This window comes from Wolbachia endosymbiont (group A) of Cephus spinipes, assembly GCF_964026895.1.
GTDB classification, from domain to species: domain Bacteria; phylum Pseudomonadota; class Alphaproteobacteria; order Rickettsiales; family Anaplasmataceae; genus Wolbachia; species Wolbachia pipientis.
The window spans coordinates 312,483-332,122 of record NZ_OZ034713.1 but is presented as its reverse complement, the minus strand read 5'-3'; the positions used below and the strand labels follow the sequence as shown (position 1 = coordinate 332,122).

Sequence of the window (19,640 nt, the reverse complement as noted above, 5' to 3'; positions counted from 1 at the left end):
TTTTTAAGCTATTGTTTCCTGACTACTGTTATAGCTAACCCAAAAAACGGTTTCCCTACGTCATGCCGCCGCGGTATCTCTAGATCCCGCTAACAAGCAGCGGGATGACGAGCTTATCGTCACACCGCCACGAACCGTCATACCGCGATTCATTCGCGGTATCTCAGCCGCTAACAAGTAGCGGGATGACGGTTGTCAGGGTGTCATGAAAGTAGCTGACACTGGAATCCAGAAAAAAAGAAATATGTATCAGCTACTTTCATTTGCTGCGCCTCGAAAATAAACGTTCATGTAGCTAAGCCATAAATCCAGTATAAAGACCTTTAATCATTGGCTTCGTAGTACTTCTCAACCAACTTATTAAGTAACCTTACACCAAAACCTACTGCTCCTCTTGGACAAATGTCAGTACCTTTCTCGTGCCAAGCAGTGCCTGCGATATCTAAATGTGCCCAGCAAGTTTCATTCACAAAACGCTGTAAAAACTGTGCAGCCATTATGCTATCTCCACCAGAGCCTGCAGGAGCGATGTTTTGAACATCAGCAATCGGTGAATCAATAATTTTGTCATAAGTTTCATTCATAGGAAAACGCCATAACTTCTCATTTACTTCATTTCCTGCATCAATCAGACGGTTTGCTAATTCATCATTATTTGAAAAAAGACCAGCATATTCGTTATTTCCAAGTGCAACCACTATAGCACCAGTTAAAGTTGCAAGATCAATCATAAATTTTGGTGAGAATCTATCTTGCGTATACCATAAAGCATCTGCAAGTATGAGCCTTCCTTCTGCATCGGTGTTCAACACTTCTATTGTTTGTCCAGACATTGAAGTTACTACATCACTTGGTCTTTGAGCATTACCACCCACTGCATTTTCTGCAAGTGCGACCACGCCAATTGCATTTACTTTTGCTTTTCGTCCTGCTAAAGCATGCATCACCCCAACCACAGTAGCAGAGCCTGCCATGTCATATTTCATCGACTCCATACCACGTGAAGGTTTGAGTGATACTCCACCAGTGTCAAACGTTATACCTTTACCAACAAAAGCTATAGGCTTTTGTTCTTTAGAAGCTCCATTCCATTTTATCACTACTAATTTTGGTTCTTTACTACTTCCTTGTGCAACTCCAAGCAAGGCTCCCATTTTTTTCTCTTCCATCTGCTTTTTATCAAGCACCTCGATTTCAAGGCCAAGCTTAGTAAGTTCTTTTTTTATATGATCAGCATAGGATTCTGGATATAGAATGTTAGGAGGCTCTGTTATAAAAGAGCGCGCAAGAAATATACTCTCACCTTCTTGCCTTAAGTGCTCAAATGATCTTTCAGCATTACTTAATTGTTCATCTTTTACTAATACGGTAATCTCCTCTACCTCTGTAATTTTCTCATCCTTTTTAGTTTTATACTTATCAAACTTAAAACTACGCAGAAACGCACCATATGCAACATTTGCTGCACTACCTTCGATTAAAACCGCTGCTTTTTTAATTTTTAATCTGCTTAGCTCACAATATATTTTACCACCAATATTTAATTCTTTATTTTCATTCCATTCATCCTTCTTACCCAGTCCAACAACTATAACATTTTTTTCTTCTGGCAAAGCAGTAGAGAAAAATTCACCAAAACTTCCATTGAAATCGCTAAATTGCTTTATATTATCTATGACCTGTTTTCCTTGCAAAACTCCGCCATCATTTACGGTTTCGTTGTCTTCAAATAAACCCATTACTATTGTTTTAAAATCGGGCGAAATTTTAGAAATTGTTATTTTCATTGCTGGTATCTCCGTTGCAAATAATTGTAAACTGTACATAAAACATAGCAAAAACATCAGTAAGATATTTTTCATATACATCCTAAGTACAATAACACTTAAGTTTACTATGGACTCCCTTACATGCAAGGTTTTTTATCTTTTATTAGAGAACTTATTATATCCGCCCAAGGTAATGTTAAACGTATAGGTTTTTATGACCTGATCACTGTAAGTAAATGGTGTTATGAGAAGGCTTGCAAGCCCATTACTAACAAAATCTTCAAGAACAGGATCAGCGCAATTATGGTCAGCAAAAAACATTTGCGTTGTGAATTCTGGAAAATCCGGATGTTGAACTAGAAAGTTGATATGTGGAGCTCTATCACCAATTTTACCAGGTGCTATCGTAATAAAATTATAATAGCCAAGATTATTCACTACAAACCTTCCTGATCCAGCAAAATTCAGATCATCCTCTATATTCTTATCGTAATGGTTCACGCCGCGTGAATTCGCGTGCCATATAGAAACTACAGCATTTTGTATTGGTAAGCAGTTTATATCAGTAATTCTACCCACTATGTGTATTAATTCCCCTATTGCACTATTTGGAGAACCAGGTTTTCTTCTTAAATTGTTTGAAGAGTTAAAATTTTTTGGCCTTGCATCAAGGTCATATATTTCTGGAGTTTCAATGCAGTTGAGCAAAACAGGATCAGCTGCAAATAGCGGCAAACTGAATACCATTTGTACTAAAAACGCTAATAAGATATTTTTCACATTCATTTCATTTATAATAGACTTCTTGCATAACCATATAACAAACTTTTATTGGGAATAGAAACGAAAAAATTACTTTACAAACTCCGCCAGCCCTCTTATCATAAAACTGAAGGTATTCAGTTATCTTCATCTGTGCAGATTAAACAGCAAGAAAACAACGTAGTTGGCGTCTTATTTTTAATTTTTTGCACTATGTGCACCTTATGTCTTCACAATATTTCTAGGTTTTTACCTACACAAGCTGAAACGCGCTTATAAGTCGTTCAAGACAGTATAGTACGCCAATTTGCAGGATTAGAGAGTGACAACTAGCTAACACGGGGTTTCTTTTGCCTTTTTTTCTGTTTAGTAAATTGTATCCGTTCAGCGGAGTGGTAGAATAAGGTAGACAAAGTGATCTAAAAAGATAATCATAGAGCAAAAGTGAGGTAATGTGGTAAACCTTTTAGAACTTTGCAAAAATTTACAGCAAAAAATAGAAAAACTGGAAGCAGAGATAGAAAACTTAAAAGCAGAAAATAAAGCTTTAAAGATAGAGAACGCTGAATTAAAGGAAAGGCTTGGTTTAAACTCGAAAAATTCATCTCTACCGAGCTCTAAAGAATTGTACAAAACAAAAAAGGACAAGCCAAAAAGCGAAAGGAATGTTGGCGATCAGGTTGGGTATAAAGGAAATTTTCATGCCACAATGGAAGCGGATAAAGTAGTAAAAATAGAGTTGCCTAATATTTGCGAATGCGGAGGAGAGCTTGTAATATGCGAAAAACCTTATGTTCACCAAAAAGTTGATCTTCCGGAAATTAGGCCTTATGTAGTAATTGGAACATGGTCGTTGTTGGAGATGCAGAAAAAGAAAAAGTAGCAAGTTACCAGAAGGTGTTACGCCAGATACATTTGGTCCAAGGGTTAAGTCTATAATTGCAGCACTCAGCGGATTTTACAAAAACTCAAAGCGTGAAGTGGCTAGTATCATAAATGACATTTTTAATTTGAACATAAGTGTTGGCAGCATATCAAATCTTACTATTACCCACAAATATGAGGTTCGTGAGCAAGTCGCCATCCTTCTGCTAGATCAAAGAGACGTCTCCACCCTTTCCAAAGAGTAATTGGTCCTGGTTTTGGGTCGCTTTTTCTTGCTAAATGACCTCCAAGTTCACGAAACGGCTTCTTTTATAGTAGGGGCTATATTTGGACATGGTTTCCTGTGTATTTTAACATATAAAACTTTCCATTCTTCCTCAGCTAATAAGGCAGTACATGGTAATGTTGGGTTAGTTCTTGCAATTGATGTAATAAAGAAAATTCTCCAAGCAATAATGCTCATGACTGTTAAATACCTCATTAATCTTTCTGCTGTTCCAAGTCTACATTCCTCAACTTTGAGACCGGATTTAAAATTTTATGTAATATCTCTATTTTCCATCTAAGGAAATTGTAAGTTAAAAACGTGATATAAAAGAGATAAGAGAGAAAGATAACCCTGCTCACTAGGAATAGCGGGCGTGCGCGACCGAAAGGAAATTGGTATTACAACCGTTGGTATCAAGGTACGCTAGCCCTATCTCTCGATACGTTTGAATAGTTGCTTGGGACATATATATGCACCCGTTTACAATCTTAAATTAACTAAAACTATCGAGGTTTATTATGGTTACATCTTATCAAAATTTTATTGGCATTGACATCGGAAAATTTAAAAATGTCGTTGCAATTCACAAACAGAAGAATGCTGTCGAATTTGATAATAATGCTTCTGGTTGGCAACAATTATTTCAAGAGTTTTCAGATATTCTACCTAATGCTTTAGTGACTTTAGAAAATACAGGGAAATATGAGCTTGGCTTATCACATTTTCTTACCGACAAAAATATTGCCGTGCATCGAGCTAATACTCGTAAAGTAAAAAGCTTTATTTTATCTCACGGAGCTTTAGCAAAGTCTGATAGATCAGATGCAAGAGCTCTTGCTCAATATGGATTTGAACGCCATAGAACTATCTCTCTATTTGTACCTACCTCTACAGAACAATCAACTTTGGCTGCACTTTGTCAACGTCGTGATGATATTACGCAAATGAGAACTCAAGAAAAATGCAGACTTGAAGCACCGGAAAATGATCATATAAAAGAAAGCTGTCAAAAGACCATTGAGTTTTTCGATAGTCAAATAAACGAACTCAATGATACTATACAAAAGATTATTGATGAAAGCCGCGAATTACAACAACGCCAAAAAATTCTTAAAACAGTTCCTGGAATAGGTAAAAAGTTATCACAAGATTTTTTGTGTTTAATGCCAGAGCTTGGTTACTTAAACAGAAAAGAAGTAGCAAGTCTTGCCGGAGTTGCACCGCATCCAAAAGAAAGTGGTAAAGCTGTTGGTTACCGAAGGATTACAGGTGGTAGAAGTAACGTTCGTTCAAAGCTCTTTACAGCCGCTATGGCTGCTACAAGGTCAAAATCTATACTTGGCGCCTTTTATTCTAAGCTTGTTGAAAGTGGTAAGAAGAAGATGGTGGCTATAACAGCCCTAATGCGTAAAATTATAGTAATTGCTAATACAAGACTTAAAGAAGCAATTAATTTGCATACTTAAAAATCTTCACAACGGTAACTAAAATTGGCTAATGAATATGTGCGTCCACACAGACTTAAAGCACATATTCATTAGCTTAAGCAGAAATTGCTGTGGTAGCTGTTTGATATAAAATTCTATTTCTATGACAAACGGGTTTTTATTGCCCATATAATTTGCAAAATTACACAAATAAAAAAATTTTTAAAAAACATAGTTGATAGCAGAAAAAGCACCAATAATAAAGTTAGCCTACGATGAGTTAGACAAGTTTTGCTGGAATGAGAAAGATTTAGTAGCATATGAAGAAAGAATAATGGATCTGCGGAAAGAAGAAGCCATTCTTGAATACAAACTTGAGGAAGGTATAGAGAAAGGAAAAATCGAAGTTGCAAAAAATTTACTTAAAGCTGGTGTATCTGTTAATTTAATAGCTGAATCCACTGGCCTTTCTCAAGCTGAAATTGTACAGCTTAAGCAAGAAGTAGCCTAAGTATCACGTTTTTCAGGGCTTTTTTAGCTCGGCAGTGGTCTGAAAAGTCCATTTTTCACTTTATAAAATGTTTATATTTTACCACCTACTTTATTTGAATAAGTTCTTCTGCCACACTCTGAACGGATACTTGAATCAGGCTCAAGTTGACAAGTAGATGTTATCTTGTTATAATAAATATTTATTAATTTAATCTTAACTTAAGAGGGTATTTATGGTAGCAAGTGATAGTGTTTTAAAAAGGTATGCGTTAGCCTATATAAAGAAATTAGGTAATAATAATAATATTGAAGGGTTTCTACAGTATTGTAATAATACACCGAATTTAACTTGGAGCAAGGAGAATTTTAAAAATGTGTATGAAGAATTTACACATCCAAATTCAAGCAATAGGCACGATACAGGAAGCAGAAATGATCAATATAACGCAGGGAATAACGCACAACCTACAGGCTCTCAGACTACACATATACATGTATACAATGATAGAGGTTTAGATTTTTGGGATTATTTACTACTTCGCAGCCTGTTTGGTGGTCATACTACAGTTATAAATAACCCTGGTTTCAGTAGTGGTAGCCATCAAAGCAGAGAAGATAAGAAAAAAGACTCAGAAGACAATAGAAAGTTATTAGCTTTAGGTATGGTAGCTGCAGTTGTGTGTGTTGCTTTCCATGCTGGTATGTGTTTTTGGTATAACAGCAGCAGAAAAGTGGCTAGAAAAGAAGAAAAAATAGATTACCTGGATAGTAAATTTAAAACGTTCAGAAATATAGAATTTGCGGTTGGCGCTGTTTCTTTGGCAGCTTTGGTAGCTTGTGCTGTTTACCCAGTCTTACCAGTGTGGGGTTTAGTTATCCTTGGCGTTAATTCTCTTGTGTGTTTTACTGGTGGTTTAGCTTTTCATATGAAGCATGAGGAAGAATCAGAAAATATCGAGAAAGCTGAAAGAGCGGTAGATAGCTATCTTAAACAAGGGCATGGTTATGGAGATTCTTCTCGTTATGATGCACCACCTCCTTACTTTTCTCAAGATCCTAATACTACTCCAACTGCTCCTCCTCAAAATGCATTTGATAATCCTTATTTGCAACAGAAGTTTGGGAATTGTAAGGGGTTCACGCGTGATAAAAATTAACAGTTTTATTTTTAGCCAAATTAATTGAATCAAGCTACAAAACCTGCTAAAGTTAACTTTGTGAAAGCACCCTTAGCTCAGTTGGATTAGAGCATTTGACTACGGATCAAAAGGTCGGGCGTTCAAGTCGCTCAGGGTGCACCACATTTTATAGGAAACAGAAGTCACACTTGAAATTAATATATGTAATACCTATCTTTAAAGGTTAAACACTAAACTATTATATATGAGCAAAAAAGACTACTATGATCTGCTGGAAGTAGGCAGAAATGCCAATATTGATGAGATAAAAAAAGCATATAAAAAATTAGCGTTAAAATATCATCCTGATAGAAATCCTGGCAATAAAGAAGCAGAGGAAAAATTTAAAGAAGTAACAGCTGCATATGAAGTTCTGTCTGACTCTGAGAAAAGGGCAGGCTATGACCGTTATGGCCACGAAGGTGCTTCTGGTGGATTTCAAGGCTTTAGCTCTGCAGGAGATTTTAGCGACATATTCAATGACTTCTTTGGTGGAGGATTCGGTGGTGGTGCAAGTAGATCGAGAGCAAAAAGAAGTACAACAGGAGTATCTGGAGCAGACCTACGTTATGATCTTGAAATTACCTTAGAAGATGCATTTAAAGGAATACAAGCGCCTATACATTATGTGACAAATGTAAAATGTGATACATGCCAAGGCACAGGTGGCGAAGGAGCAATTAAACCAGTTCAGTGCCACACATGCCAGGGAAGCGGTAGGATTAGAACTCAACAAGGCTTTTTTACCATCGAAAGAACATGTACTACATGCTATGGGAAAGGAGAAATAATACAAAACAAATGTAAGAAATGTGGTGGAAGTGGACGTAGAAGAGATGAAGTAAATATATCCGTTTCAATTCCAAAAGGCATAGAAGAAGGAGCTAAGGTAAGGATAAGTGGTAAAGGAGAAGCTGGAACAAAAGGTGGAAAAAGTGGAGATTTATACGTATACGTGAAAATAATTTTCCATAAAATCTTTGCTAGAAATAAAGCAGATTTACACTGTAAAGTGCCTATAAGAATGACACTAGCAGTGCTTGGTGGTGAAATCGATATTCAATCAATTGATGGAGCTAAAATAAAAGTAAAGGTCCCTGAAGGCACTCAAACTGGTACCAAACTACGTTGTAGGGAAAAGGGTATGCCATATATGAACTCACATGCTCGTGGTGATTTATACGTACAGGTAATAGTTGAGACTTTAAATCCAAAAAATTTAACTAAAAAGCAAATTGAACTATTAAAAGCGCTTGAAGAAGAGGAAAATGCAAGTGTACAACAGCAATCTGAAGGGTTTTTTAGTAAAGTAAAAAAAAAATAAGAAATCTGCTAAATGACATAAAGGGGTAACTGTTTACGGGTTTTCATTTAATCCTGCAATTTTTTGATCTCACTCATGGAAAACTTAACAATAATTAGCCAATAGAAACTTCTTAGCTCCTTATAGCCAAAGTGGCTTAGGTTTACCTACAATTTGAAAAACAACAAATTCGTCATTCCGCTACTCGTTAGCGGAATCTATACCGCGAATAAATCGCGGTATGACGTTGGGAAACCTTTCTTGGGTTAGCTATAAAACTATGTAAAAGCAATAAATTTCTTTATTTAAGGTCGAAGTTTTGCTATTCTCAGGTTTTAATAATTTAAATTTAATGAATATAAACAAAAATGAGTTTTTATTTCTTCCGCTTGGGGGAGTAGGAAGAATCGGGATGAATGTTAGCCTATATCATTACCAAGGTAAGTGGATTATGATCGACCTTGGTGTTGGTTTTGCAGATGAAACTATGCCAGGTGTTGAGCTGCTCATTGCTGATATAGATTTTATTGCTCAAAGAAAAAAAGATTTACTTGGAATAATAATTACACATGCACATGAGGACCACTGCGGTGCAGTGCCCCACTTGTGGGAAGAGTTGCAGTGCTCCATATATACAACAAAGTTTACGGTTAATTTTCTTAAAGAAAAACTAAAAGAATTTCGATTGGAAGGTATAGTGCTTGTAAAAGAGGTAGACATAAATGGCAGCATAAATTTGGGTCCTTTTACCGTCGAGTTTATAAATGTAACTCATTCAATTCCTGAGGCAAATTCAATATTAATTAGCACTGAAATGGGTAGTGCACTCCATACCGGAGACTGGAAATTTGATCCAAAACCTGTTGTTGGATTAACTTCTAATATGGAGCGTCTAAAAGAAATTGGCGATAAAGGTGACCTGCTTGCAGCAATTTGCGATTCAACCAATATATTAAGCAAGCATCACCCTGAGTCAGAAGGTGAAATTTATAATAATATTTATAACATAATAAAGCGGTCTAAAAAATTAGTTGCTGTTTCGCTATTCGCTTCAAATGTGGCACGAATTGAAACGATAAGCCAAGCTGCAAAAGCACTAAATAGAAAAGTAGTTTTACTTGGTAGATCTTTATGGAGAATAGTGAAAGTTGCGCAAGATAGTGGTTATTTAACTGATTCTCCTCAGTTTCTTGAAGCAAAGGAAGCAGTAAATTTTCCAAGGGAAGAACTGGTGCTACTTTGCACAGGTTGTCAAGGTGAGCCATTGGCAGCTACCGCAAGACTTGCTGCTAAGAGTCATCAAGCATTTAAAATGCAGCAAGGTGATACCATGATCTTTTCGTCAAAAATCATTCCTGGAAATGAAACTCGTGCGCACAACATGCTCAATGCCTTTATTGAGATGGGGGTAGAAGTTATTACTGAAAAAACAGAGCATGTTCATGCTTCTGGGCATCCAACAAGAGAAGAGCTAAAGGAAATGTATTCTTTAATAAAACCGAAGATGTCTATTCCAGTTCACGGCGAATATATTCACACGCATGCACATGTAAAATTTGCTAAAGAGTGCGGTGTGGCAAAAGCAATAATGATTGCACCAGGTGATATTGTTAATTTGGAGAACGGAGAAAAAGTTGATTCAATTGATGTTGACTACTTTGGTATTGATGGTATGCTGCTACGTCATCCGGAGAGCAGTGTTATAAAAATGCGTAAAAGGATGAGAGATGCCGGAGTTATTGTGGTAACAGCAGTTGTAAACAAGAAAAATAAATTGCTTGCTAAACCAAAAGTATTTGTACCTGGTGTTTTTGAAGTGCTAGAAGATGCAGCTACCATACAGAAAATTGTCAAGAAAGTTGAGTCGTTGTTTAGTTTGCAGCCAACAAAAAAAATTAAAAATAAGATTGAAAGTTCAATATTGAGTATCTTAAAGGAATATTTACTAAAAAGGCCTATAATTGAGGTTCAGATAGAACAGGTATGAAATGAATGAAGCTATTCGTTCATCTGGTGTTATTTATTTCGTTATTTATTCCTTATTTTACAAAAGCTGCTTTATATGTTGATATAAAAAAAAGCAGTGTTGGTAACATTGGTCTTGTTGTATCTAAATGTACATGTAAAACAGCGTTGGAAAGCGAATTAAGCGAAAATATTGCAAAGGTAATAGGAACAAATTTATCTAATTGTGGCTTATTTAATGTAAAACGTGGCGCGGAAGCTGAATCTAAATCTTGGAAAAGCGATACTGTAGTCACAGTAAGTTTAAGCGAAATATCTGGTAGTGCATTAGAGCTATCATTTCGTTTATTTGACACTTTTACAAAAAGAGAATTACTTACTCAGTCAGTTGTTTTTCCAGCAAAAGACTGGAGAAAAATTGGTCACCTCGTTTCGGATGTGATACATGATAGATTAATTGGTGAGAAAGGGCACTTCAACACAAAAATCACGTATATCGCTGAAGAAAAAGATAGCAACTACAAATCTGTGCGTAAAATTGCTGTGATGAATCAAGATGGAAGTAATATAAAATACTTAACAAATGGCGATAGATTTGTGTCAACACCGAGATTCTCACCAAATGGAAAGGGTATTGTTTATATCTCGTACGCAAATGGTAAAAGTTATATAATATTAAAAAATTTAAAAGATAACACTGAATCAATAATCAGCGCATTTGAAGGAGTTGTTTCTGCACCAAGATTTTCTCCCGATGGTAAATCTCTTTTAATTTCCCACTCATTGGGTGGTGAAACGAATATATTATCTTTGGATTTAAGTAGTAAACGAACAAAAAAAATTACTAAAGGTTCAGCTATAAGCACTTCTCCCTCTTTTTCTCCAGATCAAAAGTATATGGCTTTTAGTTCTGATATAAGTGGGAGTCAGCAACTGTACGTTATCGATTTTACTAACAAAAGTAAAAAACCTAAAAGAATTAGTTTTGGAAGTGGAAGATATGCTACGCCTGTTTGGTCGCCAAAAGGAGATCTGATAGCTTTTACAAAGATTCAGTCAGGAAAATTTTACATAGGAGTTATGAAGCCAGATGGCAAAGAAGAACGTCTGCTTTCAGAGGGGCATAAAATTGAATCCCCGGCATGGCTACCAAATGGTAGAGAAATCATTTTTACAAGAACAGAATCACCAAGCAACTCTAAACTATATTTAGTAGACTTAGTAAAGAAAAATCAAAAAATGGTTTCCACTCCCACAAATGCTTCTTTACCGGATTGGTCTTATTTTTGAAAGTAGATCTATTATAGGTTTGATATGAGCCTTATTTTACTTTAATCGCTTATAACCTTTGGCACTACAAAATACCCATGCTCAGGTTTTGTATTGGACAATATCTCTTTTTTAATGTTTTGAGAATTTATAACATCATCGCGTACATGAATGTCCTTGTCTATGCTGCCATAACGCATAGGAGAAACACCTTCAGTATTAACTTGCAATAAAGTATCGTGTATCCAATCCAGCATTGTCAGTTCTTTGGAGTAGTGATCAATCTCGTCATTTGATAACTTAATCCTTACAAGCTGTGCAATTTTAAGCATTTCTTCCTTGGTAATTGTTATTTTTCTCTTATTTGCAAATTCTATTAGTGAAGTAATAACGTCTTCTGTTGACTTAGCTGGCATTTCTACCTCCTTGGATGAAGTGAGTTAAAATATTTACAACCGAAACAACTTCTATTTTACCAGTTTTTTCAAGTTTGTGAAGTATGGTATCCGTAATCACTAATTTATCTAAAGAAGAGGAAGAGATTTTCTCAACTGCACTTCCTGAAAGCACACCGTGTGTGATGCATGAAGTTACGGACTTTGCTCCGTAACTTTTTAAAGCAAGAGCTGCATTACACAACGTTCCACCAGAGTCAACTATATCATCAACAATGACACAATTTTTGTTTGCAACTTCTCCTATTATGTTCATTACTTGAGATGTGCCTGCTTTCTCCCTATATTTATCTACTACAATAATCTTATCACTTAACCCTATCTTGTACTTTTCCTCTAAAGCCCTCGCAAAAGCACGTGCTCTGCCAATTGCCCCAACATCAGGTGCAACAATTGCCAAATTTTCCGTGTTTATAGAGTCAACAAATGCTTCAAAGCAGTTCAAATTAGTTACCGGTACATCAAAGAATCCTTCAATTTGACTTGAGTGCAAATCAATAACTGCAACACTACTTGCACCTGCAGTTTGAATAAGATTTGCAACTAATTTAGCACTTAAAGCAGATTGCATATTATTGTTTTTGATAATTCTATCTTGTCTGCTATATCCATAATAAGGAATAATTACTACTATCCTTTTGGCTCCTAATCTATTTACTGCATCAATTATAAGCAGAAGCTCCATAAGGTTATCATTCACAGGGGGAGAAAGAGATTGTACTATGTATACTTCTTGATTATACAGATCATTTGCTACTTCTACATTTACCTCGCCATCGGTAAACTTTGATATCCAAGCAGAGGATGGTTGAACATCTAGCCGGTTAACTACTGATTCCCCTAATTCCTTACTAGCATTACCTATTATTATCTTCATAACGCACTAATTGAGTTTTTAAGATTATACAGAAATTGTAAAATAATTGAAATGTAAGTTTCTTTATCTAGTATTCTTGTCGGCGAATTAGGTATCTCTTGTACAATGACCTGTCATTTTCACGCATTGTTTCAATATACAGACCCAAATTGAAACAACTATACAAAATCCTGCTTATGTTTCAAGATAAATGACTTTAATGAAATATAATTTATCTAGTCATTTGTATCTGCTAACATACTACACTTCCCATTGTAGAGCCTCTGCAACTTACTGAAATTTATAATCGCTTTATAAAAAGTTTTATACTCTTTGCTTAATTGGAGGTGCTACCTCTGCACTTTCTGCTCTGTCTAGGGTACTACTTGGTTTTTCTGCAGTAATTTTTTGAATGCTACCATCTACCTTATTCTTGATATCTGCTCCATATGATCTTAATACTTCAATAGCTTTTTCGTTTCCACTATTCAGCGCAATATCCAAAGCATCCATTCCATCATTATTTTTGTGGTTGATAAAATTCTCTAACTCAAAGATTTTTATATATTGCTCAATGATGAATTCTACCACTTTTCCAGGGCAATTATTAGCGGCAGGAAAGAGTACTGCATTGTTATTATTGTCTTTCTTTGTTACATCTGCTTTGAGCTTGTCTATCAAATACTTGATAATTTCTATTCTGCTATCATCTTCTGCTTCAGTGCACTGCCTAGCAGCTAAAAACAGAGCTGTTCGCCCATTATTGTCCACATCTTCAATATCTTGTCCCTTATCAATTAAGGCTTGTATTATATTTTTGTTCCCATACAAAGCAGCAAAGTGAAGAGGAGTATACCCTTCGGTGCTTTCTCTTTCATTAATCAATGCACCATGGCTAGCTAGTAATTCTATAAATTCTGGCGTATTTGCAAAAACTGCAAAGTGCATTGGTGTTAGATCATCTTTACCATGATTTTGAGTTTTTGCATTAACGTTTGCTCCATTTTTTATTAGCAATTTTGCTATTTCTAATTGTTTGCGTCCGATGGCAATATGCAGTGGCGTACGATTGCGTTCATAATGATCATTGACGTTTGTGCCACACTTTATTAGTAGTTCTGCAGCTTCAATATTACCTTCCTGAATTGCAACATATAAGGAAGCATATCCATCTTTTGTTTCCTCTGTCATACGAAATTGCGAACATGTTAGTTCATATATTATTAAGGATTATTATTAAGTTTTTATTAATACAATATTAATGTAGCGGGATGACGAGCTTATCGTCATCCCGCCGCGAACCGTCATACCACTGCGAACCGTCATACCGCCGCGGTATCTCTAGATCCCGCTAACAAGCAGCGGGATGACGGTTTTTCAAATTATCGTAAGTCAGTTTAGCTATAGCTACAAGTTTCATTCTTCCCTTACAAATAACTTTACTGCGTCCTTTTTTCGGATTCAGAATTAGCAAGAAACGTTCTTGTAAGGTGGTCTACTAAAATTTTGCTTTATAAAACAATGTCTGAACTATGCAATTAATACATTATCAACACAACTGATTCATAAAAGCAAATATTATAACCACGAAGAGAGGAAATGTTATACTTAGTTTAATAAGAAAGACCTTGAGAAAAAAAATGACTCATCAGGTAAACGATTCGAAATTGAAAGAGAAAGATGAAAAAAATATTTTAAAATTAGCATCAAAAATAAAAGGCAAAAAAAGTAGCATTGCTGAAGAACTAGAAAAAATATCTAAAAAGGAAAAACAAAGGATTCTTACTACGGAAGTAAGCAAACATCGGGGTAAAGAACCAACTATTATATCACTTGCTTATGCTATACTACGTAAAGATAGTATAGCTGTTGAGAAAATGTTAAGAGTAGCTAAAGAAAACGGTATTCTGAAAGACATTCTTGACGCAACAACAACTATAAAATATCCAGGTGGTCAGGAAGAAACTTGCACACCACTTACTTATGCCATATTATGTAAAAATAGCAAAACTATTGAAGAAACTTTAAAAGTCTCTAAAGAAAACGGTATTCTGAAAGATATTCTTAACGCAACAACAACTATAAAATATCCAGATGGTCGGAGAGCAACTGTTACACCACTTGCTTATGCTATACTATGTGAAGATAGTATAGCTATTGAAGAAATTTTAAAAGTCTCTAAGGAGAACGGTATTCTGAAAGATATTCTTAACACAACAGCAACTATAAGATATCCAGATAACAAGGAAGTGACTTACGCGCCACTTGCTTATGCTATGTTCTGGAAGGATAGCAAAGCTATTAAAGAAATTCTAGTAGCAGCTGAAGAGAACAGTATTCTGAAAGATATTCTTAACACAACAACAACCATGAAATATCTAGACCGGGAAGTGACTTACACACTACTTGCTTATGTTATACTACGTAGAGATAGTATAGCTGTTGAAAAAGTGTTAAGAGTAGCTAAAGAAAACGGTATTCTGAGAGATATTCTTGACACAACAATAACTATAAAACATTTAGATAGCCGGGAAGTGACTTACACACCACTTGCTCATGCTATGTTCTGGGAGGATGGCAAAATTATTAAAGAAATTCTAGTAGCAGCTGAAGAGAACAGTATTCTGAAAGATATTCTTGACGCAACAACTACTATAAAATATCTAGATGGTCAAGAAGAAATTTACACACCGCTTACTTACGCCATATCATGTAAAAATAGCAAAACTATTGAAGAAATTTTAAAAGTCTCTAAAGAAAACGATATTCTGAAAGACATTCTTGACGCAACAACTACTATAAAATATCTAGATGGTCAGGAAGAAATTTACACACCGCTTACTTACGCTATATCATGTAAAAATAGCAAAACTATTGAAGAAATTTTAAAAATCTCTAAAGAAAACGGTATTCTGAAAGATATTCTTGATGCAACAACAACTATAAAATGTCCAGATGGTCATGAAGAAACTTGCGCACCGCTTACTTATGCTATACTACGTAAAGATAGTATAGCTGTTGAGAAAATGTTAAGAGTAGCTAAAGAAAACGGTATTCTGAAAGACATTCTTAACACAACAATAACCATAAAACATAAAAATAATCAAAAAGTAACTGATAAGTTACTTGCCGCATTACATGATCGCAAAGTTATTCAAGAAATTTTAGACATAGCTAGAGAAAACGATATTCTGAAAGACATTCTTAATGCAACAATAACTATAAAATATCCAGATAGTGAAGAAAAAATCTACACACCACTTACTTATACAATATCATGTAAAAGCAACGAAGCTTTTAATACAACAAGAGCTATAAATCAAGATGGTCAGGAAAAAACTCACATCCCATTTCCTACCGTTTCCGTACTTGATGAAAGAGAAACTGAATTAAAATTAAAAGAAAAAAGACAAAGTAGAAGAGATGAGGGATTAAATTTTAACAATGGTAGTAGTGACAAAAATGTTGAAATAAAAGTTAATGGGGATATCTTGTTGCAGCATAGTAGTGGAACTAAAAATGAAATAAATCATACTGCTGTACGTAATGATGTAGGGGGGGTAAAGCCTCTAATAGAAAGTAGAGTAAATGTTAAAGTACAGAATATAAATGCAGTGATTGCAACTTCTGTGACATTTAAAATGATTGCAACTTCTGTGACACTTGAGTTGGTAGCTAGTAAAATAACATGTGTACTGTCAAAACCCACCACTAAATTGGAAGAAGTAGCTATAACATATTTTCAAGGTTTAGCACTATATTTGTGAAACTTAATTTATATGTGCTAAACAAGATGCTGATTAGTTTTATAGCTAACCCAAGAAAGGTTTCCCTACGTCATACCGCCGCGGTATCTCTAGATCCCGCTAACAAGTAGCGGGATGACGATTGTCGTTTAGCCATAAATATTTAAGAAATTTACCAAATGAAAAAAAAGGCAAAAGAAGCCCTGGGGTTATTATCCGCTTTAAAATATTGGCGTTTTTTATGTTTTAAACGCTTGACAAGCGAGATTCAGCCGCTTTTAATTGCAACTAACTTACGCTGCAAATGTTTAAGAAGTTTACTAAGCAGAAAAAAAGACAAAGAATCCCCGAGTTAGCTAGTCTTTTACTATCTCTGTCGAGTATTGGCATTTTTTGATGTCTTGTAACGCTTTATAAGCGCGTTCAGCTTATTTAGATAAAAATCTAGATGTAGATGAAGTTTTGTAAAGACATACAGTATCTATATACTGCAAAAAATTGAACATAAGACGCCGATACATTAAGTAATCCTTACCTTTTAATCTGCAGATTGGCGAAAGCAAATACAATAGCTTCAGTTTCATGATAAGGGGGCTGGCGGAGTTTGTCAAGGAAGTTTTTCGTTTCTGTGAACCACCTGCTAACCGACAGCTAACATTAACTACCGATATCGTATCTGAAGAAGCCCCCTGGCCATTCTAAAAAATTTAATGCTGAGTACAGCTTACTTTTGGCTTCCTCTATAGTGCTCCCTTCTGCTACTATATTTAGCACTCTTCCGCCATCGGAAACTAAGTTACCACTTTCATCGAATTTAGTACCAGCATGAAACACCAACACACCAGGAATGCTTTCAATCTTATCTAATCCTTTAATTACTTCTCCCTTTTGATAATCACCCGGATAGCCTTTACTTGCAACAACTACACAAACTGTAGATTTGTTGTTAAGTTCCACCATTTTGACATTTAACTTTCCTTCTGCAACTGACAACATCAATTTTAACAAATCGCAATTTGAATCAAATCTAGGTAATATAGATTGCGTTTCTGGATCACCGAATCTAACGTTATACTCGAGAAGTTTTGGGCTATCTTTGCAAATCATTAAACCAGCAAAGAGTACTCCTTTATAAGACGTACCCATGTTAACCAATGCTTGAGCTGTAGGGTATATTATTTTTTGGATAATTTTTTGCTCCATGTCCTTACTTATAATTGAAGGTGATGAGTACGACCCCATACCTCCAGTATTTTGGCTTTCATTACTTTCATCAACTCTCTTATAATCTTTTGCACACCCAAGAGTTACTACTTTCAACCCATCAATAAGAGCAAAAAAACTTACTTCTTCTCCAACTAAAAACTCTTCTATGATTATTTCTTCACCTGATTCACCAAATTTTTTCTCCACTAGCATTGAATTTATTGCTGAAAAAGCTTCGCTTTCTGTATTACATATAACCACCCCTTTTCCTGCTGCAATTCCATTTGCTTTCACTACAAGTGGAAACTTTATTTTATTGCTACGTACAAAATCTTTAGCTAACCCTTCATCAACAAAACACTCGTACTTGGCAGTTGGTATACCATATCGTTTACATAGTCCCTTGGTGAAAGACTTCGATCCCTCAAGTTTTGCAGTTGCTTGACTTGGAGCAAAAACATTTATTCCCTCTGCAACTAAATCATCAGCAAGCCCATCAATTATTGGTTGTTCTGGACCAATAACAACCAACTCTATATTTTCTCTCTTGCAAAATTGTGTAACATCTACTGAATTTTGAATATTTACATCCACAAGAGCCCCAAGATCTTTCATAGCTTGGCGACCAGGAGTTACATATAACTCAGTCAAGATAGGAGATTTTTTTAGAGCCCAAAGTAGAGCGTGCTCACGCCCACCAGAACCTATAACCAGAACCTTCATCTTTATTTCCTCGCTTTTCTATATGTCAAAATTATTATTTGCTTATAACAGTATCATTACTCATGTATTTTTGCAACACGTTTGGTATTGCAATCGACCCGTCAGAATTTTGATAATTCTCCATTATGGCAATAATCGTTCTTCCTATAGCTAAAGCTGAGCCGTTTAAAGTGTGAATATATTTTTTCATCTTTTTATCAGTTTCTGAAGAGTATTTAGCGTTCATCCTTCTTGCTTGAAATGCACCACAATTTGAGCAGCTTGATATTTCTCTATATTTATTTTGCCCAGGTAACCATACCTCTATGTCATAAGTCCTTTGTGCAGCAAAACCCATATCGCCACTGCAAAGCAGCATTACTCTGTATGGCAATTCTAATTTTTTTAATATCTCTTCAGCAACACTCGTCATACGCTCAAGCTCATCATTTGATTGGTCTTCAGTTGTGATGCTTACCAACTCCACTTTACCAAATTGGTGTTGCCTTATCATGCCCCTGGTATCGCGACCTGCACTACCTGCTTCTTTACGAAAGCACTCCGAATATGCAGTAAAGCGAATAGGCAGTTCTTTTTCTTCCATTATTTTGTCAGCAACTAAATTTGTTAAAAACACTTCACTTGTGGGAATCAACCTCAATTCGTCGGTAGTTAAATACGAATCGTCAGAAAATTTCGGTAGCTGACCAACATTATACATAGCTTCGTTTTTCACCAAAGCCGGGTGGTACACCTCAGTATAGCCAAATTCATTAACATGCATTTCAAGCATACAATTTATTAGCGCTCGTCCAAGCTTAGCTAACTGTCCTTTTAATATCGTAAATCTTGATCCGGAAATTCTCGCCGCTTGTTCGAAGTCCATTAAACCTAACTTTTCCCCGAGCTCATAATGAGATTTTGCTGTAAAATCAAACTGTCTTTTTCCTCCATATCTTCTCACCTCTAAATTAGAGTTCTCATCTGCGCCTATTGGCACATCTTGCGCAGGAATATTCGGCAAGTTAGATAAAACATTCACTAACTTATCCTTTTCTGCTTGTTCTTTTAAGCTGATTGCCTCTATCTCATTTGTGATGCTTTTTGACAACTCTATTTGCTCTTCACAGGGGCTCTTGCTCATTTTAAGCTTTTTTATTTCCTCTGTGATTTCATTGCGCTGCCTATTCAAATCCTGCAGTTTAGTGGTTAATGATCTTTTCTCGTGATCGATTTCTAATATCTCTTCCGCAGTAGATTCTCTAATTCCCCTGCTTTTCATTGCCTTTTCAAATCCTTCAGGGTTTTTGCGTATATATTCTATATCGTGCATATATTGTGCTATTACTAACATTGT

General features: G+C 35.6%; 13 protein-coding genes, 1 tRNA gene and 3 pseudogenes. 9 read left to right on the top strand and 8 right to left on the bottom strand.

What is annotated here, in order from left to right; translation table 11 throughout:
- Nucleotides 1-323: 323 nt before the first annotated feature.
- A complete protein-coding gene (locus AAGD59_RS01570) occupies nucleotides 324-1,826 on the bottom strand; it encodes a leucyl aminopeptidase (protein WP_010962337.1) in 1,503 nt (500 codons plus the stop codon).
- A gap of 96 nt (nucleotides 1,827-1,922) precedes the next feature.
- Nucleotides 1,923-2,555, bottom strand: coding sequence for a protocatechuate 3,4-dioxygenase (locus AAGD59_RS01565; RefSeq protein WP_197907334.1), 633 nt, complete (start codon nucleotides 2,553-2,555; stop codon nucleotides 1,923-1,925).
- A gap of 430 nt (nucleotides 2,556-2,985) precedes the next feature.
- Here AAGD59_RS01565 and AAGD59_RS01560 point away from each other — a divergent pair.
- Nucleotides 2,986-3,571, top strand: a pseudogene (locus tag AAGD59_RS01560) (DUF6444 domain-containing protein); the annotation flags it as partial.
- A gap of 7 nt (nucleotides 3,572-3,578) precedes the next feature.
- Here the strand turns inward: AAGD59_RS01560 and AAGD59_RS01555 are convergent.
- A pseudogene (locus AAGD59_RS01555) lies at nucleotides 3,579-3,983 on the bottom strand (IS4 family transposase); the annotation flags it as partial.
- Between the two features lie 219 nt (nucleotides 3,984-4,202).
- Between AAGD59_RS01555 and AAGD59_RS01550 the strand changes: the two are divergent.
- The 7 genes and pseudogenes from AAGD59_RS01550 (at nucleotide 4,203) to AAGD59_RS01520 (ending at nucleotide 11,339) form a co-directional block, all read left to right on the top strand.
- Entirely contained in the window at nucleotides 4,203-5,150 is a 948-nt protein-coding gene (locus tag AAGD59_RS01550; RefSeq protein ID WP_015588780.1) for an IS110 family transposase, read from the top strand.
- Nucleotides 5,151-5,349: 199 nt separating this feature from the next.
- A pseudogene (locus tag AAGD59_RS01545) lies at nucleotides 5,350-5,622 on the top strand (hypothetical protein); the annotation flags it as partial.
- A 214-nt stretch (nucleotides 5,623-5,836) separates the two neighbouring features.
- Nucleotides 5,837-6,760 (top strand): hypothetical protein, encoded by a 924-nt coding sequence (locus AAGD59_RS01540; RefSeq protein ID WP_015588779.1) that lies wholly within the window; start codon nucleotides 5,837-5,839, stop codon nucleotides 6,758-6,760.
- A 66-nt stretch (nucleotides 6,761-6,826) separates the two neighbouring features.
- A tRNA-Arg gene (locus AAGD59_RS01535) sits at nucleotides 6,827-6,904 on the top strand.
- Between the two features lie 82 nt (nucleotides 6,905-6,986).
- Nucleotides 6,987-8,105, top strand: coding sequence for a molecular chaperone DnaJ (dnaJ, locus tag AAGD59_RS01530; protein ID WP_265027925.1), 1,119 nt, complete (start codon nucleotides 6,987-6,989; stop codon nucleotides 8,103-8,105).
- A 331-nt stretch (nucleotides 8,106-8,436) separates the two neighbouring features.
- Nucleotides 8,437-10,071 (top strand): ribonuclease J, encoded by a 1,635-nt coding sequence (locus AAGD59_RS01525; protein WP_341812939.1) that lies wholly within the window; start codon nucleotides 8,437-8,439, stop codon nucleotides 10,069-10,071.
- Between the two features lie 5 nt (nucleotides 10,072-10,076).
- The gene (locus AAGD59_RS01520) at nucleotides 10,077-11,339 is read left to right on the top strand and encodes a Tol-Pal system protein TolB (protein ID WP_015588777.1); all 1,263 of its coding nucleotides are present in this window, start codon (nucleotides 10,077-10,079) and stop codon (nucleotides 11,337-11,339) included.
- A gap of 41 nt (nucleotides 11,340-11,380) precedes the next feature.
- On the opposite strand, the gene gatC is transcribed toward AAGD59_RS01520, so the two are convergent.
- From gatC to AAGD59_RS01505, 3 genes are all read right to left on the bottom strand, one after another.
- A complete protein-coding gene (gatC, locus tag AAGD59_RS01515) occupies nucleotides 11,381-11,734 on the bottom strand; it encodes an Asp-tRNA(Asn)/Glu-tRNA(Gln) amidotransferase subunit GatC (RefSeq protein ID WP_015588776.1) in 354 nt (117 codons plus the stop codon).
- Nucleotides 11,724-12,650, bottom strand: a complete 927-nt coding sequence (locus tag AAGD59_RS01510; RefSeq protein ID WP_015588775.1) for a ribose-phosphate diphosphokinase — start codon at nucleotides 12,648-12,650, stop codon at nucleotides 11,724-11,726. Before AAGD59_RS01510 ends, gatC begins: the two co-directional genes overlap by 11 nt.
- 303 nt (nucleotides 12,651-12,953) lie before the next feature.
- Nucleotides 12,954-13,820, bottom strand: a complete 867-nt coding sequence (locus AAGD59_RS01505; RefSeq protein WP_006280296.1) for an ankyrin repeat domain-containing protein — start codon at nucleotides 13,818-13,820, stop codon at nucleotides 12,954-12,956.
- Between the two features lie 449 nt (nucleotides 13,821-14,269).
- On the opposite strand from AAGD59_RS01505, the gene AAGD59_RS01500 reads away from it, so the two are divergent.
- Nucleotides 14,270-16,396 carry a hypothetical protein gene (locus AAGD59_RS01500; protein WP_341812938.1) on the top strand — a complete coding sequence of 709 codons (2,127 nt, stop codon included), beginning with the start codon at nucleotides 14,270-14,272 and terminating at the stop codon, nucleotides 16,394-16,396.
- A gap of 636 nt (nucleotides 16,397-17,032) precedes the next feature.
- On the opposite strand, the gene purD is transcribed toward AAGD59_RS01500, so the two are convergent.
- Together purD and serS are read right to left on the bottom strand one after the other, a co-directional pair.
- A complete protein-coding gene (gene purD / locus AAGD59_RS01495; RefSeq protein ID WP_015588772.1) occupies nucleotides 17,033-18,304 on the bottom strand; it encodes a phosphoribosylamine--glycine ligase in 1,272 nt (423 codons plus the stop codon).
- Nucleotides 18,305-18,338: 34 nt separating this feature from the next.
- A complete protein-coding gene (serS, locus tag AAGD59_RS01490) occupies nucleotides 18,339-19,616 on the bottom strand; it encodes a serine--tRNA ligase (RefSeq protein WP_141457322.1) in 1,278 nt (425 codons plus the stop codon).
- Between the last annotated feature and the right edge of the window lie 24 nt (nucleotides 19,617-19,640).

Coding starts and splice junctions, on each gene's coding strand:
- AAGD59_RS01570 (WP_010962337.1), bottom strand. CDS start 1,826: ATGTACAGTTTACAATTATTTGCAACGGAGATACCAGCAATGAAAATA.
- AAGD59_RS01565 (WP_197907334.1), bottom strand. CDS start 2,555: ATGAATGTGAAAAATATCTTATTAGCGTTTTTAGTACAAATGGTATTC.
- AAGD59_RS01550 (WP_015588780.1), top strand. CDS start 4,203: ATGGTTACATCTTATCAAAATTTTATTGGCATTGACATCGGAAAATTT.
- AAGD59_RS01540 (WP_015588779.1), top strand. CDS start 5,837: ATGGTAGCAAGTGATAGTGTTTTAAAAAGGTATGCGTTAGCCTATATA.
- dnaJ (WP_265027925.1), top strand. CDS start 6,987: ATGAGCAAAAAAGACTACTATGATCTGCTGGAAGTAGGCAGAAATGCC.
- AAGD59_RS01525 (WP_341812939.1), top strand. CDS start 8,437: ATGAATATAAACAAAAATGAGTTTTTATTTCTTCCGCTTGGGGGAGTA.
- AAGD59_RS01520 (WP_015588777.1), top strand. CDS start 10,077: ATGAAGCTATTCGTTCATCTGGTGTTATTTATTTCGTTATTTATTCCT.
- gatC (WP_015588776.1), bottom strand. CDS start 11,734: ATGCCAGCTAAGTCAACAGAAGACGTTATTACTTCACTAATAGAATTT.
- AAGD59_RS01510 (WP_015588775.1), bottom strand. CDS start 12,650: ATGAAGATAATAATAGGTAATGCTAGTAAGGAATTAGGGGAATCAGTA.
- AAGD59_RS01505 (WP_006280296.1), bottom strand. CDS start 13,820: ATGACAGAGGAAACAAAAGATGGATATGCTTCCTTATATGTTGCAATT.
- AAGD59_RS01500 (WP_341812938.1), top strand. CDS start 14,270: ATGACTCATCAGGTAAACGATTCGAAATTGAAAGAGAAAGATGAAAAA.
- purD (WP_015588772.1), bottom strand. CDS start 18,304: ATGAAGGTTCTGGTTATAGGTTCTGGTGGGCGTGAGCACGCTCTACTT.
- serS (WP_141457322.1), bottom strand. CDS start 19,616: ATGCACGATATAGAATATATACGCAAAAACCCTGAAGGATTTGAAAAG.